Source organism: Streptomyces sp. NPDC005533, assembly GCF_042871845.1.
Taxonomy (GTDB): domain Bacteria; phylum Actinomycetota; class Actinomycetes; order Streptomycetales; family Streptomycetaceae; genus Streptomyces.
This window is the reverse complement of the sequence record NZ_JBIAJH010000030.1, coordinates 61,044-87,763: the sequence shown is the minus strand read 5'-3', so window position 1 is coordinate 87,763 and position 26,720 is coordinate 61,044. Positions and strand designations below refer to the sequence as shown.

The window sequence follows — 26,720 nt, the reverse complement described above, 5'->3', positions numbered from 1 at the left end:
TTTCGGATCTTGCCGGTCAAGCCCGCGTCGTCCGGTGCCGTGCATCGGCGTGTTGGCGGGGCGCCCTTGTACTGGACGTACTGGGGTGCTCCGCCGACACGGCGAGGTGCGGTGCCGGGCGGCGCGGGCGAGGCAAGATCCGGAAGAGACGGCCTAGGCGTGAGTGCCGGTCGGGGCCGGGCTCAGTGGGCCATGGCGCGGGCCGCCGTCGGTGAGGGGCGCCCGCTCGGGAGGAGGGCGGCGGCGGCCAGGGCGAGGGCCAGGGCCGGGAAGGGCAGCACGGTGAAGCCGCCCGAGGCCAGGGCGGCGACGCCGATGGCCGCGCCGAGCTCGTGCGAGGTGCCGACGACGCCGGAGGCGAGCCCGGAGTGTTCCGGGGCGACCTCCGACAGGGCCGCCGTCGTCGCGCAGACGAAGGCCGCGCCGAGGCCGAACGCCAGCAGCGCGAAGCCGGGGACGAGGCCCGTCCACAGGCCGCCGTGCGGGGCGAGCGCGGCGCCGGCCGCGGCCAGGGCGAAGGCCGCGGCGCAGACCGGGCGCCAGCCGAACCGGACCACCGCCCGGCCGCCCGAGTGCGCGCCCGCGGTGACCGCCACCGCGACCGGGAGGAAGGCCAGCCCGGTGACCAGGGGGCCGCGCCCGAGCGCGTGCTGGATGTGCAGGGAACTCAGGTAGAACCCCGAGACCAGCAGCCCCGCCGCCCCCAGCATCACGGCGCTGCCGCCCAGCAGCGCGCGCCGGCCCGGCAGGGCGGTGGGCAGGAGGGGGTGCCGGGTCCGGCGCCGCGCGAGGACCAGCAGGATCCCCGCCGTCGACGACCCGGCGGGCCAGGGCCAGGAGCCCTCGGTCAGCCCGTGGACCAGACAGCCCGAAGCGGCCGTCAGCAGGACGGCTCCCGGTACGTCCACGGAGGTCGGGCCGGCCGGCCGGCCGCCGGGTGCGCGCAGCGGGCGGCCGAGCAGCAGCGGGACGGCGACGAGGGCGAGCATCCCGGCGGGCAGGTTGACGTAGAAGATCCAACGCCAGCCGGGCCCGTCGGCGAGGACGCCGCCGAGGAGGACCCCCACGGCCGCGCCGGCGCCGCCGACCGCCGCCCAGACGCCGAGGGCGCGGTGCCGCGCCGGACCCTGGAACAGCGCCGTGACCAGCGACATCGCGGCCGGAGAGAGCAACGCCGCGCCGATTCCCTGCGCCGCGCGGGCCGCGATCAGCGTGCCGCCGTCGCCCGCGAGGCCGGACGCCGCCGAGGCCGCGGTGAAGAGGGTGAGCCCGGTCAGGAACGTCCGCCGCGCCCCGAACCGGTCGGCCAGCCGTCCGCCGAGCAGCAGCAGGGCGCCGAAGAACAGGGTGTACACGGTGACGACCCGGGTGAGGCCGGTGCCGGAGAGCGAGAGGTCGGTGCCGACGACGGGCAGCGCCACGTTCACCACGGTGACGTCCGCGATGAGCATGAACTGGGCCAGGCAGAGGAGGGCCAGCAGCCGCCACCGGTGCGGATGCGCAGGCGCAGGTCCATGGGAGCCGGAAGGGGAGCCGGCGTGGGAGTCGGCGTGGGCGTGGGTGTGAGAGGGCATGGCGAGGCCGCTCCTAAAGTTAACAGAGCTGTTAGGGATCGAGTATGCGGGCCCGCCCCTGGAATGTGAACAGCAGTGTTAAGTTTGGGCGCATGGCAGTAACCCACGCCCCCACCCCCCGGCCCCGTCGCGCCGACGCGGAGCGCAACACCGCCGCGATCGTCGACGCCGGCCTGGACTGCTTCCTCGCCGACCCGCAGGCGAGCATGGCCGCCATCGCCCGCGCCGCCGGGGTCAGCCGGGTCACCCTCTACTCCCACTTCAACACCCGCGAGGCGCTCCTCGACGCGGCCTTCGCCCGGGCCTCCGACGAAGCCGCAGCCGCCCTCGCGGACGGGACCGACCTCGCCTCGCTGGTCCGTACCTCCTGGCGCCTGCTCGAGCGGCACTCCGCCGTCTTCGCCGCCGCGTCCGCCGCGTTCCCGCCCGAAGAGCTCCGCGAGCGCCATGACCGGATCCTGGCCCCCGTACGCCGCTTGGTCGTGGCCGGTCAGGAGGCCGGTGACGTGCGCACCGACCTGTCCGCCGACTGGCTGGTCACCGTCGTCTACAGCCTGGTCCATGCGGCCGCCGCCGAGGTGCAGGCCGGCCGGATGGACCCGGCCGACGCTCCCGAGGTCCTGACCTCGACCGTCCTCGCCGCCCTGCGCGGGTAACACGAAGGCCCCGGCCACCACCCTGGGGAAGGGTGGAGGCCGGGGCCTTCGGTCACTGCGTTGGTGCGCCGCACCCGCGTGGCGAACGCAGGCCGCGTGCGGCGCGGTGTGCCGGTGAAGGAGCGGAAGAGAGGGCCCGCTGGGTCCTTACCGGCGATTCACATCGAGAGCTCAGCCCTGGAGGGAGGCAACCTTGGTGGCCAGCGCCGACTTCTTGTTGGCGGCGGCGTTCTTGTGGATGACACCCTTCGAGACAGCCTTGTCGAGCGCACGCGCGGCGGCGCGAGAAGCCACGGTGGCCTTCTCGACGTCACCGGCGACGACGGCCTCGCGGGCCTTGCGGATCGCGGTCTTGAGCGACGACTTGACGGCCTTGTTGCGCAGGCGCGCCTTCTCGTTGGTCTTGTTCCGCTTGATCTGGGACTTGATGTTCGCCACGAAAGAGCCTTTTCAGGTTCAGAGTTTTGTTCTTCGGATTGTGCCTCGACAGCTGAGAGGGCATACGAGACACAGCTGCCCAGGCTACCAGGCACGCTCCGGGCGGCCCAAACCGAGCGCACTGCCCCATCCATGGGACCATGGGAGCACTCAGACTTCGTTCCGAGATCCGACTGCGACCGAGAATCAGGACACTGCGTGCCCGCGATCCCCAGCCACGTGCCCGAGCCGAGCCGTACCGACTCGGCGCTGATCCGCAATTTCTGCATCATCGCGCACATCGACCACGGCAAGTCGACGCTTGCCGACCGGATGCTCCAGATCACCGGTGTGGTCGACCAGCGGCAGATGCGCGCCCAGTATCTCGACCGCATGGACATCGAGCGTGAGCGCGGCATCACGATCAAGTCCCAGGCGGTCCGGCTGCCCTGGGCGCCCACCACGGGCGAGGGTCAGGGCAACACCCACATCCTCAACATGATCGACACCCCCGGGCACGTCGACTTCACCTACGAGGTCTCGCGCTCGCTCGCCGCGTGCGAGGGCACGGTCCTCCTGGTGGACGCCGCCCAGGGCATCGAGGCGCAGACCCTCGCCAACCTGTACCTGGCGATGGAGAACGACCTCGCGATCGTCCCCGTCCTGAACAAGATCGACCTGCCGGCGGCCCAGCCGGAGAAGTTCGCCGAGGAGCTCGCGAACCTGATCGGCTGCCAGCCGGAGGACGTGCTGCGCGTCTCGGCGAAGACCGGTCTGGGCGTCGAGGCGCTGCTCGACAAGGTCGTCGCCACCGTCCCGGCCCCGGTCGGCGTCAAGGACGCCCCGGCCCGCGCGATGATCTTCGACTCGGTCTACGACTCGTACCGTGGCGTCGTGACCTACGTACGTGTGGTCGACGGCCAGCTCAACAAGCGCGAGCGCATCCGGATGATGTCCACCGGCGCCACCCACGAGCTGCTGGAGATCGGCGTCTCCTCGCCGGAGATGACCCCCTCCGACGGCATCGGCGTCGGTGAGGTGGGCTACATCATCACCGGCGTGAAGGACGTCCGTCAGTCCAAGGTCGGTGACACCATCACCAGCCTGCACAACGGCGCCACCGAGGCCCTCGGCGGCTACAAGGACCCGCGGCCGATGGTCTTCTCGGGCCTGTACCCGCTCGACGGCTCGGACTACCCGGACCTGCGCGAGGCCCTCGACAAGCTGCAGCTCAACGACGCCGCGCTCGTCTACGAGCCGGAGACCTCGGCGGCGCTCGGCTTCGGTTTCCGCGTCGGCTTCCTCGGCCTGCTCCACCTGGACGTGGTCCGCGAGCGCCTGGAGCGCGAGTTCGGCCTCGACCTGATCGCCACGGCGCCCAACGTCGTCTACCGGGTGGTCATGGAGGACGGCAAGGAAGTCACCGTCACCAACCCGAGCGAGTTCCCCGAGGGCAAGATCTCGGACGTGTTCGAGCCGGTCGTCCGGGCCACCGTGCTCGCGCCCACCGAGTTCATCGGCGCGATCATGGAGCTGTGCCAGCAGCGCCGCGGCACCCTCCTCGGCATGGACTACCTCTCCGAGGACCGCGTCGAGATCCGCTACACCCTCCCGCTCGCGGAGATCGTCTTCGACTTCTTCGACCAGCTGAAGTCCAAGACGCGCGGTTACGCCTCCCTCGACTACGAGCCCACCGGCGAGCAGTCGGGCAGCCTGGTCAAGGTCGACATCCTGCTGCACGGCGACAAGGTCGACGCCTTCTCCGCCGTCACGCACAAGGACGCCGCCTACGCCTACGGCGTGCGCCTGGTCGCCAAGCTGCGCGAGCTCATCCCGCGGCAGGCCTTCGAGGTGCCGATCCAGGCCGCGATCGGCTCCCGCGTCATCGCCCGCGAGACCATCCGCGCCATCCGCAAGGACGTCCTCGCCAAGTGCTACGGCGGTGACATCTCCCGTAAGCGGAAGCTGCTGGAGAAGCAGAAGGAAGGCAAGAAGCGGATGAAGATGGTCGGCTCCGTGGAGGTCCCGCAGGAGGCCTTCATCGCCGTTCTGTCCAGCGACGAGTCCGGCGGCAAGAAGAAGTAGCGACGCCGCCGCCACCCGACGGAACCAGGCCCCCGCGCTCCGGCGCGGGGGCCTGTTTCGTTATGAACCGGCCGCTCGCTGGCTCTTACGCAGGCGCCGGACGGGCTTTAGTCTGATCACTGCTCGATGGTTACTCGCCAGTCACTAGCTGGCACGTCTCAAACCCGCCAGTCCCCAGCGCCCCCAAGCGCCCCACGCCCACGCACTACCGCGTGGATCGGTCCGGAGGATGTCGTGAGCGACACACAGACCTATCTCGAGAACCGCCCGCCCACCGTGGCGGTGCTCTTCCTTGAGCGCGTCGCCGCGACGCCGGACGCGGAGGCCTACCGGTTCCCGGTGCCCGCGGCCGACGGCCGGGGCGCCGACGACTGGAAGTCGCTCAGCTGGGGCCAGGCGGCCGAGCGGGTCTTCGCCATCGCCGCCGGGCTGATCGCCCTCGGCCTGCAGACCGAGGAGCGCGTCGCGCTCGCCTCCAACACCCGGGTCGAGTGGATCCTCTCCGACCTCGGCGTGATGTGCGCGGGCGGCGCGGTCACCACCGTCTACCCCAGCACCAACGCGGACGAGTCGGCCTTCATCCTCGCGGACTCCGAGAGCCGGGTGCTCATCGCCGAGGACGCCAAGCAGCTGGCGAAGGCGCGCGAGCGGCGCGCCGACCTGCCGAAGCTGGAGCACGTCGTGGTCCTCGACTCCGCGGACGCGGTCGCCGCCGACGGCGACCCCGAGGGCTGGGTGCTCTCGCTCGCCGAACTGGAGGCGCGCGGCAAGGAACACCTCGCCAAGCACCCCGCGGCCGTCAAGGAGCGGGTCTCGGCCATCACCGCCGACCAGCTCGCCACCCTCATCTACACCTCCGGCACCACCGGCCGCCCCAAGGGTGTGCGGCTGCCGCACGACAACTGGTCGTACATGGCCAAGGCCATGGTCGCCACCGGCCTGATCGGCCGGGAGGACGTCCAGTACCTCTGGCTGCCGCTCGCGCACGTCTTCGGCAAGGTGCTGACCTCGGGGCAGATCGAGGCCGGGCACGTGACCGCCGTCGACGGCCGGATCGACAAGATCATCGAGAACCTGCCGATCGTGCAGCCCACCTACATGGCCGCCGTCCCGCGCATCTTCGAGAAGGTCTACAACGGCGTGGCCGCCAAGGCCCGCGCCGCCGGCGGCGCCAAGTACAAGATCTTCCAGTGGTCGGTCGGCGTCGCCCGCGAGTACGCGAAGGTCACCCAGGACAACTTCCGCCGCACCGGACAGGCGAGCGCCCCCTTCGGCCTCACCACCAAGCACAAGATCGCCGACGCGCTCGTCTACTCCAAGCTCCGCGAGGCCTTCGGCGGCAACCTGCGCGCCGCCGTCTCCGGCGCCTCCGCGCTGGCGCCCGAGATCGGCTACTTCTTCTCCGGCGCGGGCATCCACATCCTGGAGGGCTACGGCCTGACGGAGTCCAGCGCGGCCTCCTTCGTCAACCCGGGCGAGGCCTACCGCACCGGCACGGTCGGCAAGCCGCTCCCCGGCACCGAGGTCCGCATCGCCGACGACGGCGAGGTCCTGCTCCGCGGCCCCGGCATCATGCAGGGCTACCACCGGCAGCCGGACAAGACCGCCGAGGTCCTGGAGTCGGACGGCTGGCTGCACACGGGCGACATCGGCGAGCTGTCGGCCGACGGCTACCTGCGCATCACCGACCGCAAGAAGGACCTCATCAAGACCTCGGGCGGCAAGTACGTCGCCCCGGCGGAGATCGAGGGCCAGTTCAAGGCGATCTGCCCGTACGTGTCGACCATCGTCGTGCACGGCGCCGACCGGAACTTCTGCTCGGCCCTGATCGCCCTCGACGAGCCGTCGATCCTCACCTGGGCGGCCGACAACGGGCTGGAGGGCAAGACGTACGGACAGGTCCTGGCCGCGCCGGAGACCGAGCGCCTGATCGAGACGTACGTACAGACCCTGAACGAGGGCCTCCAGCGCTGGCAGACGATCAAGAAGTTCCGGCTGCTGCCGCGCGACCTCGACGTCGAGCACGGGGACCTCACGCCCAGCCTGAAGCTGAAGCGGCCGGTGGTCGAGCGTGAGTTCAAGCACCTGATCGAGGAGATGTACCAGGGGTCGCGCGAGGCCTGACGCCTGCCGCGGGCGGGGCGGGGCGGCCGGGCCGTGCCGCCCCGCCCGGTCCGCTTTCCGGGGCTCCGCCCCCGGCCCGGCGCCTCACCCGCCGACGGGACTTCTTTCGTGCGGGAGAATGGGGTCATGCCTTCCGCCCTGCCCGACGGTGAACCCATGCCCGAAGACGGCTCGCTGCCGTCGCACGCCCTGGAGGGCGCGGGGGAGCGGCCGCTCGGTTTCTACCTGCACGTCCCCTACTGCGCCACGCGCTGCGGGTACTGCGACTTCAACACCTACACGGCCACCGAGCTGCGGGGCACCGGAGGCGTGCTCGCCTCCCGGGAGAACTACGCCGACACCCTGATCGACGAGGTCCGCCTCGCGCGGAAGGTGCTGGGGGACGACCCACGGGCCGTACGGACCGTGTTCGTGGGCGGCGGCACGCCCACGCTGCTGCCGGCCGGGGACCTCGTACGGACGCTCGCGGCGATCCGCGACGAATTCGGCCTGGCCGAGGACGCGGAGATCACCACCGAGGCCAACCCGGAGTCCGTGAACCCGCAGTACCTGGCCGAGCTGCGCGCCGGTGGCTTCAACCGGATCTCCTTCGGCATGCAGAGCGCGAAGCAGCACGTCCTGAAGGTGCTGGACCGCACCCACACCCCGGGCCGCCCGGAGGCCTGCGTCGCCGAGGCGCGGGCCGCCGGCTTCGAGCACGTCAACCTCGACCTCATCTACGGCACGCCGGGGGAGTCGGACGAGGACTGGCGGGCCTCGCTGGACGCGGCCCTCGGGGCGGGCCCGGACCACATCAGCGCCTACGCGCTGATCGTGGAGGAGGGCACGCAGCTGGCGCGCCGGATCCGCCGGGGCGAGGTCCCGATGACGGACGACGACGTGCACGCCGACCGCTACCTGATCGCGGACGAGGTCATGGCCGGGGCCGGGTACTCCTGGTACGAGGTCTCCAACTGGGCCACCTCGGAGGCAGGGCGCTGCCTGCACAACGAGCTGTACTGGCGCGGCGCCGACTGGTGGGGCGCCGGGCCGGGCGCGCACTCGCACGTGGGCGGGGTCCGGTGGTGGAACGTGAAGCACCCGGGCGCGTACGCCGCCGCGCTGGCGGAGGGACGCTCCCCGGGCGCGGGACGCGAGCTCCTCTCCGCGGAGGACCGGCGGGTCGAGCGGATCCTGCTGGAGCTGCGCCTGGTGGACGGCGTCCCGCTGTCCCTGCTCGCCCCGGCCGGGCTCGCCGCCTCCCGCAAGGCCCTCGCGGACGGGCTGCTGGACCCCGCGCCGTACCAGGCCGGGCGGGCCGTCCTGACCCTGCGCGGCCGGCTGCTGGCCGACGCGGTGGTCCGCGACCTGGTGGACTGATCCCCCGGGGGTGAACCGCCGCGACCCTTCCGCGCCACGGGCGTGCGGCTCAGCAGGCGGTTCGCTCAGACCGGCGCCGTGACGAAGTCGATCAGCTCCTCCACGCGGCCCAGGAGCGTCGGCTCCAGGTCCTTGTAGGACGTCACCCGCGACAGGACGTGCTGCCACGCGGCGCCCGTGTTCTGCGGCCAGCCCAGGGCCCGGCACACGCCCGTCTTCCAGTCCTGGCCGCGCGGGACCACCGGCCACGCCGCGATGCCCAGGGCGGACGGCTTCACCGCCTGCCAGACGTCGACGTACGGGTGGCCCACGACCAGGACGTCCGGCGAGGTCACCGAGGCCGCGATGCGGGACTCCTTCGAGCCGGGCACCAGGTGGTCCACCAGGACGCCCAGGCGGGCGTCCGGGCCCGGGGCGAAGTCGGCGACGACGGCCCGCAGGTCGTCGACGCCCTCCAGGTACTCCACCACCACGCCCTCGATGCGGAGGTCGTCGCCCCAGACCTTCTCGACCAGCTCCGCGTCGTGGCGGCCCTCCACGTAGATGCGCCCGGCCCGCGCCACCCGTGCCCGGGCCCCCGGGACCGCGATCGAGCCCGAGGCCGTACGGGAGGGCGCCGACGGGCCGCGGGGCGGGCGGACCAGGGTGACGACCGCACCCTCCAACAGGAAGCCCCGCGCCTCCAGCGGGAACACCCGCCGCTTGCCGAAGCGGTCCTCCAGCGTCACCGTGCCCGCCTCGCAGGCCACCACCGCGCCGCAGAAGTCCGTACCCGCCACCTCGACCACCAGATCGGGCTCGGCCGCCACCTCGGGCACCGCCTTGGGGCGCTTCCACTGCGGGGTCAGGTCGGGGGAGTACTCGCGCATCCGGCCGACAGTAGGAGAGACGCCCGCGTCATGTCCCCGACACGCCGAAACGGGCTGCCAGTGTGGCGCGTTGCGCACGGACGAAGTCGGCCGTGACCACCGCTCCGTGACCCGGCACGTACAGTGCGTCGTCCCCGCCGAGGGCCAGCAGCCGGTCCAGGGCGGCCGGCCACTGCCGGGGCGTCGCGTCCGGGCCCGCCAAGGGCTCACCCGACTCCTCGACCAGGTCCCCGCAGAACACCGTCTCGCGCTCGCCCGGCACGAAGACGGCCAGGTCGTGCCGGGTGTGCCCGGGCCCCACATTGGCCAGCAGCACCTGCAGCCCGCCCAGTTCCAGCGTCCACTCCCCGGACACCAGGTGCTTCGGCACCACCAGCAGGTCCGCCGCCTCGGCCGCCTCCGCCTCCGCCAGGCCGTGGCGCACCGCGTCCCCGCGCAGCTCCTCACGGCCCGTCGAGAGCAGCGCGTCCAGCCCGACCGCACCGAAGACCTCGGCCCCGGAGAAGGCGGCACCGCCCAGCACGTGATCGAAATGGCCGTGCGTGAATGCGATATGGGTCACGCGCCGACCCGTCAGGCGCTCCGCCTCCGCCCGCACCTGCGCGCCCTCCCGGAGACAGGAACCGGGGTCGATCAGGAGGACCGACTCCTTGCCCACCACCAGTCCCACGGTGCAGTCCCACACCGGCAGCCGCCGCCGGCCGGCCCGTCCGGTCAGCCGTTCCCAGCCTTCCTCTTCCCAACGCACGTCCATGCCGCGACGCTACCCTGGCGGGCCTCCCTTGCCAGGGTCTCACCACCCGGCCGTACACTGAGCGGGGGATCTCTGGCACTCGAACGGACAGAGTGCCAACCGACACGGCAGAACACGGCAACGGACCACAGCTGGAGGTGTGCCCGCGATGCTCAGCGAACGCAGACTCGAAGTGCTGCGCGCCATCGTCCAGGACTACGTCGGGACGGAGGAGCCGGTCGGCTCCAAGGCGCTCACCGAGCGGCACCGGCTCGGCGTCTCGCCCGCGACCGTGCGCAACGACATGGCCGTGCTGGAGGACGAGGGCTACATCGCCCAGCCCCACACCAGCGCCGGCCGGATCCCCACCGACAAGGGCTACCGGCTCTTCGTCGACAAGCTGGCGGGGGTCAAACCGCTGTCGACACCCGAGCGCCGGGCCATCCAGAACTTCCTCGACGGCGCCGTCGACCTCGACGACGTCGTCGGCCGCACGGTGCGGCTGCTCGCGCAGCTCACCCGGCAGGTCGCGGTCGTGCAGTACCCGAGCCTGACCCGGTCGACCGTCCGGCATGTGGAGCTGCTCTCGCTCGCTCCCGCGCGCCTGATGCTCGTACTGATCACGGACACCGGACGGGTCGAGCAGCGGCTCGTCGACTGCCCGGGCCCCTTCGGCGAGGCCTCGCTCGCCGACCTGCGGGCCCGGCTCAACAGCCGGGTCGTCGGACGGCGCTTCAAGGACGTGCCCCCGCTCGTCCAGGACCTCCCGGAGTCCTTCGAGGCCGAGGACCGCGGCACGGTCTCCACCGTGCTCACGACACTCCTCGAAACCCTGGTCGAGGAAGCCGAAGAGCGGCTGATGATCGGCGGCACCGCCAATCTCACCCGCTTCGGACACGATTTTCCCCTGACGATCAGGCCGGTGCTCGAGGCGCTGGAGGAGCAGGTCGTGCTCCTCAAGCTGCTCGGCGAGGCCAGCGAGTCGGGAATGGCCGTACGGATCGGGCACGAGAACGCCTACGAGGGACTGAACTCCACGTCCGTCGTCTCCGTCGGTTACGGTTCGGGCGGCGAAGCAGTCGCCAAACTCGGCGTGGTCGGACCGACCCGCATGGACTACCCCGGAACGATGGGAGCGGTACGCGCAGTGGCACGTTACGTCGGACAGATCCTGGCGGAGTCGTAAGTGGCCACGGACTACTACGCCGTTCTCGGCGTGCGCCGCGACGCATCGCAGGACGAGATCAAGAAGGCCTTCCGGCGGCTCGCCCGCGAGCTGCACCCGGACGTGAACCCCGATCCCAAGACGCAAGAGCGTTTCAAGGAGATCAACGCCGCCTACGAGGTCCTCTCGGACCCGCAGAAGAAGCAGGTCTACGACCTCGGCGGCGACCCGCTGTCCTCCTCGGGCGGCGGCGGCGCGGGCGGCTTCGGAGCCGGCGGCTTCGGCAACTTCTCCGACATCATGGACGCCTTCTTCGGGCAGAGTCAGCAGCGCGGCCCGCGCTCGCGGACCCGGCGCGGCCAGGACGCCATGATCCGCCTGGACCTGGAGCTGGACGAGGCGGCCTTCGGGACGACCAAGGACATCCAGGTCGACACGGCCGTCGTCTGCACCACCTGCTCCGGTGAGGGCGCCGCCCCCGGCACCTCCGCGCAGACGTGTGACATGTGCCGCGGCCGCGGTGAGGTCTCGCAGGTCACCCGGTCCTTCCTGGGCCAGGTCATGACCTCGCGCCCCTGCCCGCAGTGCCAGGGCTTCGGCACCGTCGTCCCGACCCCGTGCCCCGAGTGCGCGGGCGACGGCCGGGTCCGCTCCCGCCGCAGCCTCACGGTCAAGATCCCGGCCGGCGTCGAGAACGGCACCCGGATCCAGCTCGCGGGCGAGGGCGAGGTCGGCCCCGGCGGCGGCCCCGCCGGCGACCTGTACGTGGAGATCCACGAGCTGGCGCACCCGACCTTCCAGCGGCGCGGGGACGACCTGCACTGCACGGTGACGATCCCGATGACGGCGGCCGCACTGGGCACGAAGTGCCCGCTGGAGACCCTGGACGGGCTGGAGGAGATCGACATCCGGCCCGGCACCGGCTCCGGGCAGGCCATCCCGCTCCACGGGCGGGGCGTCACCCACCTGCGCGGCGGCGGGCGCGGCGACCTGATCGTCCACGTCGAGGTCACCACCCCGGGCAAGCTGGACGCCCAGCAGGAGGAGCTGCTGCGCCAGCTGGCGAAGCTGCGCGGCGAGGAGCGGCCGATGGGCCAGTTCGCGCCAGGTCAGCAGGGGCTGTTCAGCCGCCTGAAGGACGCGTTCAACGGTCGCTGAGCGGCCCGCGGACACCGCCGAGAGCCCGGCCAGGGGATTCCCCGCCGGGCTCTTCGCATGGGCCCGGCGGCGGCCCGTGACCGGGTCCGGAAGCGGACTATGCCAGGCGAATGCCGTGATTCGGCCCCCTGAGCGGGACATGGCACGATGCAGTCCATGTCCTCCGCGCCGAACGGTCTCTCTCCGTACCCGATCGTGCAGGCTCCCATGGCGGGCGGCGCCTCCTGCCCGCCGCTCGCCGCCGCCGTGTGCGAGGCGGGCGGGCTGGGCTTCCTGGCGGGCGGCTACAAGACCGCCGACGGGATGTACCAGGAGATCAAGCAGGTGCGCGCCCTGACCCGGCGCCGCTTCGGCGTCAACCTCTTCATGCCGCAGACCGGTTACGTGGACCCGGCCGCCGTGGAGGCGTACCGCGGGCAGCTGGCCGGTGAGGCGAGCTGGTACGCGATCTCGCTCGCCGACGAGGACATCATCGGCACCAGCGACGACGGCTACGACGCCAAGCTCGCCATCCTCCTCGAAGACCCGGTGCCGGTCGTCTCCTTCACCTTCGGCTGCCCCTCCTCCGCGGCCCTCGCCGCCCTGCGCAAGGCCGGTACGTACACGGTCGTCACGGCGACCTCCGTCGAGGAGGCCCGTACGGTCCAGCAGGCGGGCGCCGACGCCGTGTGCGTCCAGGGCGCGGAGGCGGGCGGCCACCAGGGCACCCACCGCGACGACCCGCAGGTCGACGGCACGGCGGCCGTCGGGCTGCTCGCCCTGGTGGCCCAGGTGCGGGAGGCCGTGGCCCTGCCGATCATCGCGGCGGGGGGTCTGATGCGGGGCTCGCAGATCGCGGCGCTGCTGGCGGCGGGCGCCGAGGCGGCGCAGTGCGGGACGGCCTTCCTGGCCTGCCCGGAGTCGGGGGCGGACCCCGCGCACAAGAAGGCGCTGACCGACCCGCTGTTCGTCCGGACCGAGCTGACCCGGGCGTTCTCCGGGCGGCCGGCGCGGGTGCTGGTGAACCGCTTCATGCGCGAACACGGCCCGTACGCCCCGGCCGCCTACCCGCAGGTCCACCACCTGACCTCGGGGCTGCGCAAGGCGGCCGCCGCGGCCGGGGACCCGCAGGGCATGGCCCTGTGGGCGGGCCAGGGCCACCGGCTGGCGCGGGCGCTGCCGGCGGCGGAGCTGGTCGAGGTACTGGCGGCCGAACTGGCCGAGGCACAGAGCACGTTGAAGACAATGCAGATGAGGAGTGCGTCATGACCGCCCCGGTGTTCGTGGTCGAAGAGGTCCCCGCGGGGCCGGAGTTCGTCCTGGACGGCCCGGAGGGCCGGCACGCGGTGTCCGTGAAACGGCTGAACCCGGGCGAGGCGCTGGTCCTGACCGACGGCCGGGGCGGCTGGGCGGAGGCGGTCGTCAAGGCGGCGGAGGGCAAGGATCGGCTCGTCGTGGCCGTGTCCTCGGCCGGAGTGGAACCGGAACCGGCCGCCCGCATCACCGTGGTCCAGGCCCTGCCCAAGGGCGACCGCGGCGAGCTGGCCGTCGAGACCATGACGGAGACCGGCGTGGACGCGATCGTGCCCTGGCAGGCCTCGCGCTGCATCACGCAGTGGCGCGGGGACCGGGGGGCCAAGTCCCTGGCCAAGTGGCGGGCCACCGCGCGCGAGGCGGGCAAGCAGTCCCGCCGGGTCCGCTTCCCGGAGGTGGCCGAGGCCATGTCCACCAAGCAGGTGGCGGCGCTGCTCGCCGAGGCCGACCTGGGCATGGTCCTGCACGAGGACCGCGACACCCCGTCCGAGGCCCTGGCCACGGCCGCGCTGCCCTCCTCGGGTTCCGTCGTCCTGGTCGTCGGCCCGGAGGGCGGAGTCTCCCCGGAGGAGCTGGCCGCCTTCGCCGCCGCGGGCGCCCACCCCTACCGCCTGGGGCGTTCCGTCCTGCGGACCTCCACGGCCGGCACCGCGGCCACGGCGGTCCTGCTGGCCCGCACCGGCCGCTGGGCCTAGGCCGTCTCTTTCGGATCTTGCCGGGGCCCGCGGTGGCCGGCACCGCACCTGGCCGCGTTGTCGGAGCGCCCCAGTACGTCCAGTACACGGGCGCCCCTCCGCCTTGCCCTGCACGGCACCAGCCACCGCGGGCAAGGCCGACAAGATCCGAAAGCGACGACCTAGTCGGCCGCCCGCACCGGCCGATGGGCCTGGTCGGCCGGGCCCGTCCGGCCGCTGCGCCTCCCCGGGCCGGGGCCGGCGGGCCGAAACGGCCGCCCGCGGCGGGCGCCCGGCTGGATACGATGCCCGGACCGATCACCATCACGGGAGGCTCAGCAATGGCCGGGGAACCGCAGGCGGACTGCCTGTTCTGCAAGATCGTCGAGGGGCACATCCCCGCGACCGTGGTCCGCGAGACCGAGACCACCGTCGCCTTCCGGGACATCAACCCGCAGGCGCCCACGCACGTGCTCGTCATCCCCAAGGCGCACTACCCCGACGCGGCCTCCCTCGCCGCCGCCGAGCCGGCCGTCGCCGCCGACATACTGCGCGAGGCCGGCCAGATCGCCCTCGACGAGAAGATCGTCGACCACGGCTACCGCGTGGTCTTCAACACCGGCTCCGGCGCCGGGCAGACCGTCTTCCACGCGCACGCGCACGTCATCGGCGGCCGCGGCCTCCAGTGGCCCCCCGGATAGCACGTGTCCGTACGAGAGTTCGTCGTGCTGGGCACCGCCAGCCAGGTGCCCACCCGACACCGCAACCACAACGGATACCTGCTGCGCTGGGACGGCGAGGGCATCCTCTTCGACCCGGGCGAGGGCACGCAGCGGCAGATGCTGCGGGCCGGGGTCGCCGCGCACGACATCAACCGGATCTGTGTCACCCACTTCCACGGGGACCACAGCCTCGGCTTGGCCGGGGTGATCCAGCGGATCAACCTCGACCAGGTCCCGCACCCGGTCACCGCCCACTACCCGGCCTCCGGACAGAAGTTCTTCGAGCGGCTGCGGTACGCCACGGCCTACCGCGAGAGCGTGCCGCTGCGCGAGGAACCGGTGGCCGCGGACGGGACGCTGGTCCAGGGGCCCCCGTACGTCCTGGAGGCCCGGCGCCTCTCGCACCCGGTGGAGTCCTTCGGCTACCGGATCACCGAGCCCGACGGGCGGCGCATGGTGCCGGAGCTGCTCGCGCGGCACGGCATCAAGGGGCCCGACGTCGGCCGGATCCAGCGCGACGGACGGCTGGGCGAGGTCACCCTCGACGAGGTCAGCGAGCACCGCCCCGGACAGCGGTTCGCCTTCGTCATGGACACCCGGCTCTGCCCCGGCGTCGACGCGCTCGCCGAGGGCTGCGACATGCTGGTGATCGAGTCGACCTTCCTCGACGAGGACGAGCGACTGGCCACCGACCACGGGCACCTCACGGCGGGCCAGGCGGCGCGGGTGGCACGGGACGCGGGCGTCCGGCACCTCGTGCTGACGCACTTCTCGCAGCGGTACACGGACCCCTCCGCGTTCGAACGGCAGGCGCGGGCCGCGGGTTTCGAGGGCGAGCTGACGGTGGCGGAGGACCTGGTGCGCGTGCCCCTCCCCAAGCGGGGCTGAACGGGCGGGTGATCTGGGCCACACTGGGGTTTGGTCCTGCCCCGGGCGGGCAGGGCTGGCAGCTTTCCGCCGGAAACTCATCGGGGAGTACACCGTGACCAGTAGGGACCTCGACAGCCGCGCAGCCGCAGTGGACCCGCTCGGTCCGGTGCGCGATCCGCAGGAACCGGGCTGCGACGTCTTCCTGACCGGGACGGTCTTCCTCGACATCATCTTCACGGGCCTCGACTCGGCACCCGTCCGCGGTACGGAGTCCTGGGCGCGCGGCATGGGCTCCAGCCCCGGCGGCGTCGCCAACATGGCCACCGCCCTGGCCCGGCTGGGCCTGCGCACCTCACTGGCCGCGGCCTTCGGGGACGACCACTACGGCGAGTACTGCTGGGACGCCCTGGAGCAGGGCGAGGGCATCGACCTGTCCATGTCGCGCACCATCCCCGGCTGGCACAGCCCCGTCACCGTCTCCATGGCCTACGAGGGCGAGCGCACGATGGTCTCGCACGGCCACGAGGCACCGCCGCCCGCCGACGCCGGCCCCTTCCCGCACTGCCCGCCGCGGGCCCGCGCGGCCGTGGCCGCGCTCGGTGCCGGCCGGAGCGAGGCGTGGATCGGCGAGGCCGCCCGGAACGGCGCGCGGATCTTCGCGGACGTGGGATGGGACGAGAGCGGCCGGTGGGACCTGGGGGCCCTGGCCGACCTGGAGCACTGCGAGGCCTTCCTGCCGAACGCGGGCGAGGCCATGCGGTACACCCGCACCGACTGCCCGCGCCTCGCCGCCCGGGCGCTCGCGGAGAAGGTCCCGATCGCCGTGGTCACGATGGGCGCGGAGGGCTCGTACGCGGTGGACGGGCGCACCGGGGAGACGGCCCAGGTCCCCGGGATCACGGTGGACGAACTGGACCCGACGGGGGCCGGGGACGTGTACGTGGCGGGCTTCGTCACCGGCACCCTGGCGGGCTGGCCCCTCGCGGACCGCCTCGCCTTCGCGGGGCTGACGGCCGCCCTGTCCGTCCAGGAGTTCGGCGGCTCCCTGTCGGCCCCCGGCTGGCCGGAGGTGGCCCACTGGTGGCGGACCGCCCCGCCCGCGCTGCGCGGCCGCTACGGCTTCCTGGACGACCTGATCCCGCCCGGTTCCGGCCCGGCCGCCCGGCGTAGGGCCGTGCCCACGATCGGCTTCCGCCACTCCGCGTGACCGAACGATCGCGGGCCCGTGGCGCGCCGGGGCCGCGCGGAGAGGGCGTAAAACCTCTCGGGGAAGCAGCGGCGGAGACGTACGCTTGGTATTCCGGAGGTCGTCGATCGGCGCGGCCCCTCAGCGGGAGGTATGTGCAGGCCACAGTGCCGGCCCATGACTCAGACACCCACAGCCCACATTCCGGTGCCGGGACAGGCGCGAGCCCACTTCACCGTCCCGGCCAGGCACCCGATGGTGACGGTGCTCGGATCCGGTGACGCCCTGTTGCGCGTGATCGAGAAGGCCTTCCCGAAGGCCGACATCCATGTTCGGGGCAATCAGGTCAGCGCGATCGGCGACGCGGCGGAAGTCGCGCTGATCCAGCGCCTGTTCGACGAGATGATGCTGGTGCTCCGCACCGGGCAGCCGATGACGGAGGACGCAGTGGAACGCTCGATCGCCATGCTCAAGGCGAGCGGCAACGGCAACGGGACCGGACCCGAGGAAACGCCCGCCGAGGTGCTCACCCAGAACATCCTCTCCAGCCGCGGTCGCACCATCAGACCCAAGACCCTCAACCAGAAGCGGTACGTCGACGCGATCGACAAGAACACGATCGTCTTCGGCATCGGCCCCGCCGGCACCGGCAAGACGTACCTGGCCATGGCCAAGGCGGTCCAAGCCCTGCAGTCCAAGCAGGTCAGCCGGATCATCCTGACCCGGCCCGCCGTCGAGGCGGGGGAGCGGCTCGGCTTCCTGCCGGGCACCCTCTTCGACAAGATCGACCCGTACCTGCGCCCGCTCTACGACGCGCTGCACGACATGCTCGACCCCGACTCGATCCCGCGGCTCATGGCCGCCGGGACCATCGAGGTCGCGCCCCTGGCGTACATGCGCGGCCGCAGTCAGCCGATCTTCACGAACGTTCTGACACCGGACGGCTGGCGCCCGATCGGCGATCTTCAAGTGGGTGACCTCGTCGTCGGATCGAATGGCGAGCCGACCCCGGTCCTGGGCGTTTTCCCGCAGGGTGAGAGGGACATCTACCGGGTCACGGCCCAGGACGGCTCATGGACACTGTGCTGCGGCGAGCACCTGTGGACGGTCCGCACGGCCTCGGACAAGCGCCGCGACAAGCCGTGGCGGGTCCTGGAGACCCAGGACATGATCGGCAACCTCCGTGCGGGGCACGCCCGTCGCTACGAGCTGCCGATGCTCACCGCCGCCGTCGCCTTCCCCGAGCGGGAGGTCCCGATGGACCCGTACGCGCTGGGTCTGCTGCTGGGTGACGGCTGCATCACGGGTTCCACGACGCCGTCCTTCGCCACGGAGGACGAGGAGCTGGTCCGGTCCCTGGAAGCAGCGCTCCCCGGGGTCACGGCCCGGCACAAGGGCGGTCCCGACCACGTCTTGAACCGGGTGAAGGCACCCGGTGACGTGGTCACGTTGGAGAACCCCGTCACCAGGGTCATGCGTGAGCTCGACCTGCTCGGCAGCCGCTCGCACTCCAAGCACGTGCCGGACGACTACCTGTTCAACACGGCGGAAGTCCGCCTCGCCGTGCTCCAGGGCCTGCTCGACTCCGACGGCGGCCCGGTCACCCAGCGGGACCGTTCCTGCCGGATCCAGTACTCCACCACGTCGATCGTCCTGCGGGACGACGTGATCGCCCTGGTCCAGTCGCTCGGCGGCGTGGCCTACACCCGGCGTCGCGCGGCCGAGGGGCGTAAGCAGGGCACCGCACTGGCCGCTCACCGGTACGACGCGCACGTCGTCGACATCCGGCTCCCCGAAGGCATCGAGCCCTTCCGTCTTGCCCGCAAGCGGGACGCCTACCACGCGGCCGGTGGCGGCGGGCGCCCGATGCGCTTCATCGACTCCATCGAACCCGCCGGCCGCGAGGAGGCCGTGTGCATCCAGGTGGCCGCCGAGGACTCGCTGTACGTCACCCAGGACTACCTGCTGACGCACAACACGCTCAACGACGCCTTCGTCGTCCTCGACGAGGCGCAGAACACCACCGCCGAGCAGATGAAGATGTTCCTCACCCGGCTCGGGTTCGACTCGAAGATCGTCGTCACCGGTGACATCACGCAGATCGACCTGCCGGGTGGCGCCAAGAGCGGTCTGCGCGAGGTCCAGCAGATCCTGGACGGGGTGCCGGACATCCACTTCGCGCGGCTCACGTCCGAGGATGTGGTCCGCCACAAGCTGGTCGGCCGTATCGTCGACGCGTACGAGAAGTACGACGACGGCCAGCAGGCCGCGAACGGCCACCAGCGGAAGTAGACCCCAGCGCACCATGTCGATCGACGTCAACAACGAGTCCGGAACCGAGGTCGACGAGCAGGCGATCCTCGACATCGCCCGCTACGCGCTCACCCGGATGCGGATCCACCCGCTCTCCGAGCTCTCCGTCATCGTCATCGACGAGGACGCGATGGAGCAGCTCCACATCCAGTGGATGGACCTGCCCGGCCCGACCGACGTCATGTCCTTCCCGATGGACGAGCTCCGTCCGCCGGCGAAGGACGACGAGGAGCCCCCGCAGGGGCTCCTCGGCGACATCGTGCTGTGCCCCGAGGTGGCGAAGAAGCAGGGCGAGGAAGCCCCGACGCAGCACTCCATGGACGAGGAGCTCCAGCTCCTGACCGTCCACGGAGTGCTGCACCTGCTCGGCTACGACCACGAGGAACCCGACGAGAAGGCCGAGATGTTCGGCCTCCAGGCAGCCATCGTCGACGGCTGGCGCGGTGAGCGCGGCATGACCGGTCCGTCCCCGGCGCCCACCGTCTCGTGAACGCCGCACAGCTGATCACCGGCGCGGTCCTGCTGGTGGTGGTGGCCTGGTTCGCGGCGTGCGCCGAGTCCGGTATCGCCCGCATCTCGATCTTCCGCGCCGAGCAGGCCGTACGCGAGGGTCGGCGCGGCAGCGAGAAGCTCGCCCAGGTCGCCGCCGACCCCACCCGCTACCTCAACGTCGCGCTGCTGGTCCGCATCACCTGCGAGATGGCGGCCGGGGTGCTCGTCACCTACGTCTGCCTCGACGAGTTCGGCGACAACTGGACCGCGCTGCTCGTGGCCATCGCCGTGATGGTGCTCGTCTCCTTCGTCGCCGTCGGGGTCTCCCCGCGCACGATCGGCCGCCAGCACCCGCTGAACACCTCGACGGCGGCCGCGTACGTCCTCGTCCCCCTCGCCCGGGTGATGGGGCCGATCCCGCAGCTGCTGATCCTCATCGGCAACGCGCTCACGCCCGGAAAGGGCTTCCGCAAGGGGCCGTTCGCCTCCGAGGCGGAGCTGCGCGCGATGGTGGACCTCGCGGAGCGGGAATCGCTCATCGAGGACGACGAGCGCCGGATGGTGCACCAGGTCTTCGAGCTCGGCGACACCCTGGTGCGCGAGGTGATGGTGCCCCGCACCGACCTGGTCTGCATCGAGCGGTACAAGACGGTCCGTCAGGCGACCACGCTGGCGCTGCGGTCCGGTTTCTCGCGCATCCCCGTGACCGGGGAGAACGAGGACGACATCGTCGGGATCGTCTACCTGAAGGACCTGGTCCGCAAGACCCACATCAGCCGCGAGGCGGAGTCCGACCTGGTCTCCACGGCGATGCGGGCGGCCGTCTTCGTGCCCGACACCAAGAACGCGGGCGACCTGCTGCGCGAGATGCAGCAGGTGCGCAACCACGTCGCCGTCGTCATCGACGAGTACGGCGGCACGGCCGGCATCGTCACCATCGAGGACATCCTCGAGGAGATCGTCGGCGAGATCACGGACGAGTACGACCGCGAGCTCCCCCCGGTCGAGGACCTGGGCGAGGACCGCTACCGGGTCACGGCGCGCCTCGACATCACCGACCTCGGCGAGCTGTTCAAGGTCGAGGCCTTCGACGACGAGGACGTGGAGACGGTCGGCGGCCTGCTGGCGAAGGCGCTGGGCCGGGTGCCGATCGCGGGTGCCTCGGCGGTGGTGGAACTGCCCGACGGGCGTCCGCTGCGGATGACGGCCGAGTCCCCGGCGGGGCGGCGGAACAAGATCGTGACGGTGCTGGTGGAACCGGTGGCCGCGGTGGAGACCGCGGGGGAGGAGGCGGAATGACCCCGGCGGAGCTGCGCGCCTTCTGTCTGGGCTTCAACGCGTCGGTGGAGGAGTTCCCCTTCACGCCGGAGACCTCGGTGTTCAAGGTGCTCGGCAAGGTGTTCGCGCTCTGCGCGCTGGACGCGGAGCCACTGAAGATCAACCTCAAGTGCGAGCCGGAGCTGGCGGTGCGGCTGCGCGAGGAGCACGAGGCGATCGCGCCGGGCTATCACATGAACAAGCGGCACTGGAACACGGTGACCGTCGGCGGGATCCCCGACACGATGCTGCGCGAGCTCGTCGAGGACTCGTACGACCTGGTCGTCGCCGGGCTGCCGCGGGCGGAGCGGCTGAGGCTCGACCGGCCTTGAGCCGGGCCGTGCCCGGGGTGCTCCGGCGGGGTCGTTGCACGGCCCGGCCGGGGCGCTCCCTATGCTTTCGACCATGACCGAGAGCACCGGGATCGACCCCGAGGACAGCAAGATCATCACGCTGGCGCGCAGCGCCCGGGCCCGCAACGGGGTGCCCGAGGGGGCCGCGGTGCGCGACGAGACGGGCCGCACGTACGTCGCCGGGACGGTGGAGCTCGACTCCCTGAAGCTGAGCGCGCTGCAGACCGCGGTCGCGATGGCCGTGGCGAGCGGGGCGCGGTCCCTGGAGGCCGCGGCGGTCGTCAGCGCGGCCGACGCCCCCGCCGAGGCCGACCGCGCGGCCGTCCGCGACCTGGGCGGCCCGGACACCCCGGTGCTGCTGGCCGCCCCGGACGGCACCCTGAAGTCCACCACCCCGGCCGGCCCCTAGCCTCTGGCCTCCCGGCGGGGTCGCTGCCGATCTGTGCGGCCGCGCTTGGTCACCGGAGCCGGCCCACATCAGCCTGGCCCGAGCCACGTCCGGCCTGGCCCGGGCCACGTCCGGCCCCGCCGGGCAAATCCAGCTCTGCCGGCACACTCCAGCCCCTCTGGGGGAGGGTCCGGGCGGAGCCCGGTGCCCGGCGGAGCCGGGCTCCCTGGGGCTCCGCCCCAGACCCCGCGCCTCAAACGCCGGCGAGGCTGGATTTGCCCGGGCGAGCCCGGAGGTGGCGGCGAGGCTGGGTTTGCCCGGGCGAGCCCGGAGGTGGCGGCGGAGTCGGATCGTGCCGCCAGCGGGGCCGGAGTCGGCCGGTGCGCCCCTTTGGGCTGCTCAGGCCACGACAGAGCCGCGGGTCGCCGTCAGGCGTGTCGAGCCCCACCGATGAGATCGGCTGCCCCGCCGGGAGGCTGTCGGCGGCGGATGACCATCGCCATCAGGGCGGCCATCGCGCACAGCGCGCCCGAGGCGTACCAGACGACGTCGTACGAGCCGGTCAGGTCCCGGGCCAGGCCGCCCAGGAACGCCACCACCGCCGCGCCGACCTGGTGCGAGGCCAGCACCCAGCCGAAGACGATCGCGCTGTCCTCCCCGTAGTGCTCGCGGCAGAGCGCGATGGTCGGCGGGACGGTCGCGACCCAGTCCAGCCCGTAGAAGACGATGAAGAAGACCATCGGCGGGTGCACCGACGGCGCCAGCAGCAGCGGCAGGAAGAGCAGCGAGATCCCGCGCAGCGCGTAGTACACCGCCAGCAGGCGGCGCGCCTCGAAGCGGTCCGTGAACCAGCCGGAGGCGATGGTGCCGACGACGTCGAACACCCCGATCACCGCGAGCAGCCCCGCCGCCGCCGTCACCGGCATCCCGTGGTCGTGGGCCGCCGGCACGAAGTGGGTCTTGACCAGCCCGTTGGTCGAGGCCCCGCAGATCGCGAAGGTGCCCGCGAGCAGCCAGAAGGGGCCCGTTCGGGCCGCCTTGAACAGCACCGTCACCGTCCGTCGGGCCGCGCCCGTCACCGGGGCGGGCTTGTCCGCGTACGTGCCGCCGTACGGTGCGAGCCCCACGTCCGCGGGGTGGTCGCGCAGCAGCAGCCAGACGAACGGGACGACGACCAGGGCCGCCAGCGACACCGTCACCGCCGCCGGACGCCAGCCGTGGTGCTCCACCAGCCAGGACAGCAGCGGCAGGAAGACCAGCTGACCGGAGGCCCCGGCCGCGGTCAGGATGCCGGTGACGAGGCCGCGCCGGGCGGTGAACCAGCGGTTGGTCACCGTGGCGGCGAAGGCCAGGGCCATGGAGCCGCTCCCCAGGCCCACCAGCACGCCCCAGAACAGCACCAGCTGCCAGGACGCCGTCATCCACACGGTGGCCGCGGTGCCGCCGGAGATGACCAGCAGGGCCAGGGCCACCACCCGGCGGATGCCGAAGCGGTCCATCAGCGCCGCGGCGAAGGGGGCGGTGAGCCCGTACAGCGCGAGGTTCACCGAGACGGCGATGCCGATCGTGCCGCGCGACCAGTCGAACTCCTCGTGCAGCGGCTCGATGAGCAGTCCCGGCAGCGAGGCGAAGGCGGCGGCGCCGATGATCGTCACGAAGGCGACGGCCGCGACGAACCAGGCGCGGTGGACGCGTCCCGGGACGGCCGCAGGCGTGGCCGTGGCCGTGGTCGTGGGGGCGGGGGTGGGGGCTGTCTGGGTCACGAGGACAGCTTCCGGCCGGGAGGGCCGCCCACGACAGTGGCCTGACCGACACCCTTCGATACGATCGGGCCATGGCCCTCCATCGTGTCGTCGTCCTCGCGCTCACCGGGTTGCTGCCCTTCGAGCTCGGCATCCCGCACCGGATCTTCGGCCGAGCCAAGGGCTCGGCCGGCGAGCCGCTGTACGAGATCCTGACCTGCGCGCTGGCCGCCGGGCCGGTGCGCACGGACGCCGACTTCGCCGTCCAGGTCGCACACGGCCCCGAACTGCTGGCCACGGCCGACACGGTGGTGGTGCCCGCCTCGTACGAGCTGGGGCCGGTGTACGAGGAGGGCCGGCTGAGCGCCGAGCTCGCCGCGGCGCTCGCGCACATCCGCCCCGGAACGCGGCTCGTCTCCATCTGCACGGGCGGGTACGTACTGGCCGCCGCGGGTTTCCTGGACGGCCGCCCGGCCACCACGCACTGGTTCCACGCCGAGCACTTCCAGCGGCTCTTCCCGGCCGTGCGGGTGGACGCCGGCGTGCTCTACACCGACGACGGGGACGTGCTGACCTCGGCCGGGGTCGCCGCCGGCATCGACCTGTGCCTGCACATCGTGCGCCGTGACCACGGCGCGGCCGTCGCCAACGACGTGGCCCGGCGGACCGTCGTACCGCCGCACCGGGACGGCGGACAGGCCCAGTTCATCGAACGCCCGGTGCCGCAGCCGCAGCAGGCCAGCACCACGGCGGCCCGCGCGTGGGTGCTGGACCGGCTGCACGAGCCGGTGCGGCTGGCCGACCTGGCCCGGCAGGAGGCCATGTCCGTACGGACGTTCACGCGCAGGTTCCGGGAGGAGGTCGGGATCAGCCCCGGCGAGTGGATCGTCGGACAGCGGGTGGAACGGGCCCGGCGGCTGCTGGAGCGGACCGATCTGCCGATGGAACAGGTGGCGCGGGAGACGGGCTTCGGGACGGCCCAGTCGCTGCGCAAGCACGTGCAGGCGGCGCTGGGGGTGAGCCCCACGGCCTACCGGCGCACGTTCCGCGCGACGGGCGGGGACCCGGGCGATGACGGGCGGGACAGCGCGAACCTGCCATCTCCTGATGGGCCATCAGTTGACGCCGGATCCGTGCATTGACTTCTTCCGCCGCCCGCTCGTGAATGGCCCCCTGCGCAGGGGCTCGGCGCGAGGGAACCCAGGGGGCGGGCAGTGCGAACACGGGCGCGGAAGCGGAGATGGTCGGCCGCCGTCGGCATGGCGGTGCTCGCCGCCACGGCCGGGAGCGCCCTGAGCGCACCGGCCGCGGCCGAAGGGGAGACGCCACCGGGCCGGGTGGATTTCCCGACGCACTGCCTGCCGCCCCAGGAGGCCGGACTCCCGCCCGCCGACGGGCCCACCACCGCCCGGATCACCGTCGACAACCCGGCTCCGCAGGTCGGCGACACCGTCACCGTCACCTACCAGGTGGTCCGGACCCCCGCCGCCAACCCGGCCGGCGGCGAACTCCCCGCCGACGTACTGACCCCCACCGGCCGGATCCTGCTGGCGGGAGCGCAGAGCGGCGAGGTCACCGTCGTCGGGGCCAAGCGCAACGACCCCGTCGGGGCCGGCGAACCCCTCCCCGCCGTCACCATGACCGGCACCTTCACCGTCACCGCGCCCGGCGAGACCACCCTCGCCCCGGGCGGCTACACCCTGCACACCAGCCACCCGCTGGACCTCGACACCACCTGCACCGCCGCGGAACCGGCCGCCGCTCCCGTCTCCGCACGCCTGACCGCGACCGCCCTGCCCACCGCCAACCTGCGCAGCGTCTTCCTCGCCGCGGCCTCCGGAAGACCGGGCACCAAGGTGAAGGTCACCGCCGCCGGATTCCCCCCGGGAGCGGCCCTGACCGTGGCCGGACGGGCCGGCGCCGCCGAAACCGCGGACCGGGTGAGCGCCACCGCCGACGAGCTGGGCACGGCCGCGGTGGAGCTGCCCGTCACGGACAAGGCCACCACCGCGGTGATCGCCTACGAGGGCCCGGCCTGGTCCGTGAGCCGGGGCTCGGGCCCGGCCGCGTACACGGTCATCGACGCCGCCCCGCCGACGGCGGGCACCCGCAAGGTCACGGCCACCGTCGAACCGGGCGGCGCCCTCGGCATGACCCAGGCCGGCGAGGACATCACCCTCGGCGCGGTCCCGTACGGCGACGGCGGCGCCGCCCCCGGCCGGATCGGCACCGTCACCGTCACCGACGCCCGTGGCGGCCCGGCCGGCTGGTCCGTGACGGGCAAGGTCACCGACTTCACGGGACCGGGCGGGGTGCGCATCCCGGGCGCCTCCCTGTCCTGGACCCCGACCTGCGTGGCGGCCGCCGGCAGCCCGAGCACGTGTACGCCGGGCAGTGCGGGCGTGGTCGGCCCGGAGGGCGCCCTCCTGGCCTCCACCGCCAACGCCCCGCTGGTCGGCGGGACCTTCACCATCGACGCCACGGTGACGCTGCGGGTGCCGCCGTACACCCCGCCGGGGGCGTACACGGCGGTGCTCACGCTGACGCTGTCGTGACGTCCCGCCCGTGGCCTCCGCCGCGGGGGGCCGTCCGCCCACAGCGTTCGTTCCCGACACCGGCCTCTGTTCGGACCCGGACCTCAAACGCCGGCCAGGCTGAAACACGGGCCCGTCGGGGCGGAGTGCCGGGACGGCTCCGCGCAGCGGTGGCCCCGCTCGTGGCCGCCGGGCTCGTCCTCCTGTGCGCCGCGCCGGCCGCACCCGCGGACGACGGCCAGTGGTCCGTGCTGCCCGCCGCGACGGGCGTCGGCCGGCGGCCGTACGTCTACCTCGCCGCCGCGCCCGGCCAGGCCGTCGGCGACGCCGTCACCGTCACCAACCGCACCGACCGCCCCCGCACCTTCCGGCTCTACGCCGCCGACGCCTACAACACCGCCCGCGACGGCGGTTTCGCCCTGCGCGGCCCCGAGGAGCCGCGCCGGGCCACCGCCGCATGGGTGAGGCTCGACCAGGAACGGGTGACCGTACCGGCCCGCGGCGAGGTCCGCGTCGGCTTCACCCTCGCCGTCCCCGAGCGGGCCGAGCCCGGGGACCACCCCGGTGCCATCGTGGCCCTGGAGGACCCGCCCGCCGCCCCCGCGGACCGGGTGATCGGCGTCCGGCAGGCCGTCGCCGCCCGCGTGTACCTGCGGGTGACCGGACCGACCGCCGCCGCCCTCGCCGTCGAGGGGG

23 protein-coding genes are annotated in these 26,720 nt (G+C 72.7%); 18 read left to right on the top strand and 5 right to left on the bottom strand.

Going from position 1 to position 26,720, the window contains the following annotated elements; translation table 11 throughout:
* Positions 1–182 precede the first annotated feature (182 nt).
* Entirely contained in the window at positions 183–1,574 is a 1,392-nt protein-coding gene (locus tag ACFYP3_RS26700) for an MFS transporter (protein WP_388837396.1), read from the bottom strand.
* Positions 1,575–1,666: 92 nt separating this feature from the next.
* On the opposite strand from ACFYP3_RS26700, the gene ACFYP3_RS26695 reads away from it, so the two are divergent.
* Entirely contained in the window at positions 1,667–2,230 is a 564-nt protein-coding gene (locus ACFYP3_RS26695) for a TetR/AcrR family transcriptional regulator (protein ID WP_388837393.1), read from the top strand.
* A gap of 171 nt (positions 2,231–2,401) precedes the next feature.
* Here the strand turns inward: ACFYP3_RS26695 and rpsT are convergent, their stop codons facing one another.
* On the bottom strand, positions 2,402–2,668 hold the full coding sequence (gene rpsT / locus ACFYP3_RS26690) for a 30S ribosomal protein S20 (RefSeq protein WP_030384651.1): 267 nt from the start codon (positions 2,666–2,668) through the stop codon (positions 2,402–2,404).
* Positions 2,669–2,866: 198 nt separating this feature from the next.
* Between rpsT and lepA the strand changes: the two genes are divergently transcribed.
* From lepA to hemW, 3 genes are all read left to right on the top strand, one after another.
* Positions 2,867–4,732 (top strand): translation elongation factor 4, encoded by a 1,866-nt coding sequence (gene lepA / locus ACFYP3_RS26685; RefSeq protein WP_030384650.1) that lies wholly within the window; start codon positions 2,867–2,869, stop codon positions 4,730–4,732.
* A 234-nt stretch (positions 4,733–4,966) separates the two neighbouring features.
* The gene (locus tag ACFYP3_RS26680; protein WP_388837389.1) at positions 4,967–6,856 is read left to right on the top strand and encodes an AMP-dependent synthetase/ligase; all 1,890 of its coding nucleotides are present in this window, start codon (positions 4,967–4,969) and stop codon (positions 6,854–6,856) included.
* Positions 6,857–6,982: 126 nt separating this feature from the next.
* Entirely contained in the window at positions 6,983–8,215 is a 1,233-nt protein-coding gene (hemW, locus tag ACFYP3_RS26675; RefSeq protein ID WP_388837387.1) for a radical SAM family heme chaperone HemW, read from the top strand.
* Positions 8,216–8,280: 65 nt separating this feature from the next.
* On the opposite strand, the gene ACFYP3_RS26670 is transcribed toward hemW, so the two are convergent.
* Positions 8,281–9,084 carry a DUF3097 domain-containing protein gene (locus ACFYP3_RS26670; protein ID WP_388837384.1) on the bottom strand — a complete coding sequence of 268 codons (804 nt, stop codon included), beginning with the start codon at positions 9,082–9,084 and terminating at the stop codon, positions 8,281–8,283.
* Positions 9,085–9,112: 28 nt separating this feature from the next.
* Complete coding sequence (locus ACFYP3_RS26665) at positions 9,113–9,838, bottom strand: MBL fold metallo-hydrolase (RefSeq protein WP_388837381.1); 726 nt, start codon at positions 9,836–9,838, stop codon at positions 9,113–9,115.
* Between the two features lie 148 nt (positions 9,839–9,986).
* Here ACFYP3_RS26665 and hrcA point away from each other — a divergent pair, with 148 nt between their 5' ends.
* The 12 genes from hrcA (at position 9,987) to ACFYP3_RS26605 (ending at position 21,769) form a co-directional block, all read left to right on the top strand.
* Positions 9,987–11,003 carry a heat-inducible transcriptional repressor HrcA gene (hrcA, locus tag ACFYP3_RS26660; protein ID WP_388837378.1) on the top strand — a complete coding sequence of 339 codons (1,017 nt, stop codon included), beginning with the start codon at positions 9,987–9,989 and terminating at the stop codon, positions 11,001–11,003.
* Positions 11,004–12,140: a molecular chaperone DnaJ gene (gene dnaJ / locus ACFYP3_RS26655; RefSeq protein ID WP_030710948.1), complete on the top strand. Its 1,137-nt coding sequence runs from the start codon at positions 11,004–11,006 to the stop codon at positions 12,138–12,140. It abuts the gene before it with no gap.
* Positions 12,141–12,296: 156 nt separating this feature from the next.
* A complete protein-coding gene (locus ACFYP3_RS26650) occupies positions 12,297–13,388 on the top strand; it encodes a nitronate monooxygenase (protein WP_388837375.1) in 1,092 nt (363 codons plus the stop codon).
* Complete coding sequence (locus tag ACFYP3_RS26645; RefSeq protein WP_388837372.1) at positions 13,385–14,128, top strand: 16S rRNA (uracil(1498)-N(3))-methyltransferase; 744 nt, start codon at positions 13,385–13,387, stop codon at positions 14,126–14,128. Before ACFYP3_RS26650 ends, ACFYP3_RS26645 begins: the two co-directional genes overlap by 4 nt.
* A gap of 320 nt (positions 14,129–14,448) precedes the next feature.
* Positions 14,449–14,808 carry a histidine triad nucleotide-binding protein gene (locus ACFYP3_RS26640; protein WP_388837370.1) on the top strand — a complete coding sequence of 120 codons (360 nt, stop codon included), beginning with the start codon at positions 14,449–14,451 and terminating at the stop codon, positions 14,806–14,808.
* A 3-nt stretch (positions 14,809–14,811) separates the two neighbouring features.
* Positions 14,812–15,717: a ribonuclease Z gene (locus tag ACFYP3_RS26635; protein WP_388837367.1), complete on the top strand. Its 906-nt coding sequence runs from the start codon at positions 14,812–14,814 to the stop codon at positions 15,715–15,717.
* 94 nt (positions 15,718–15,811) lie between these two features.
* Complete coding sequence (locus ACFYP3_RS26630) at positions 15,812–16,906, top strand: carbohydrate kinase family protein (protein WP_388837364.1); 1,095 nt, start codon at positions 15,812–15,814, stop codon at positions 16,904–16,906.
* Between the two features lie 156 nt (positions 16,907–17,062).
* The gene (locus ACFYP3_RS26625) at positions 17,063–19,177 is read left to right on the top strand and encodes a PhoH family protein (protein ID WP_388837361.1); all 2,115 of its coding nucleotides are present in this window, start codon (positions 17,063–17,065) and stop codon (positions 19,175–19,177) included.
* A 13-nt stretch (positions 19,178–19,190) separates the two neighbouring features.
* The gene (gene ybeY, locus ACFYP3_RS26620) at positions 19,191–19,688 is read left to right on the top strand and encodes an rRNA maturation RNase YbeY (protein ID WP_351295522.1); all 498 of its coding nucleotides are present in this window, start codon (positions 19,191–19,193) and stop codon (positions 19,686–19,688) included.
* The gene (locus ACFYP3_RS26615) at positions 19,685–20,989 is read left to right on the top strand and encodes a hemolysin family protein (RefSeq protein ID WP_388837358.1); all 1,305 of its coding nucleotides are present in this window, start codon (positions 19,685–19,687) and stop codon (positions 20,987–20,989) included. Before ybeY ends, ACFYP3_RS26615 begins: the two co-directional genes overlap by 4 nt.
* On the top strand, positions 20,986–21,339 hold the full coding sequence (locus tag ACFYP3_RS26610) for an MmcQ/YjbR family DNA-binding protein (protein WP_388837355.1): 354 nt from the start codon (positions 20,986–20,988) through the stop codon (positions 21,337–21,339). The genes ACFYP3_RS26615 and ACFYP3_RS26610 overlap by 4 nt, the downstream gene beginning before the upstream one ends.
* Before the next feature lie 73 nt (positions 21,340–21,412).
* Positions 21,413–21,769, top strand: a complete 357-nt coding sequence (locus ACFYP3_RS26605) for a cytidine deaminase (RefSeq protein ID WP_030957667.1) — start codon at positions 21,413–21,415, stop codon at positions 21,767–21,769.
* 407 nt (positions 21,770–22,176) lie between these two features.
* On the opposite strand, the gene ACFYP3_RS26600 is transcribed toward ACFYP3_RS26605, so the two are convergent.
* A complete protein-coding gene (locus tag ACFYP3_RS26600) occupies positions 22,177–23,511 on the bottom strand; it encodes an MFS transporter (RefSeq protein ID WP_388837352.1) in 1,335 nt (444 codons plus the stop codon).
* Between the two features lie 71 nt (positions 23,512–23,582).
* Here ACFYP3_RS26600 and ACFYP3_RS26595 point away from each other — a divergent pair, with 71 nt between their 5' ends.
* Both ACFYP3_RS26595 and ACFYP3_RS26590 read left to right on the top strand, forming a co-directional pair.
* A complete protein-coding gene (locus ACFYP3_RS26595) occupies positions 23,583–24,632 on the top strand; it encodes a GlxA family transcriptional regulator (protein WP_388837349.1) in 1,050 nt (349 codons plus the stop codon).
* A 117-nt stretch (positions 24,633–24,749) separates the two neighbouring features.
* On the top strand, positions 24,750–26,045 hold the full coding sequence (locus ACFYP3_RS26590) for a beta-xylosidase (protein WP_388837346.1): 1,296 nt from the start codon (positions 24,750–24,752) through the stop codon (positions 26,043–26,045).
* The last annotated feature ends 675 nt before the right edge of the window (positions 26,046–26,720 follow it).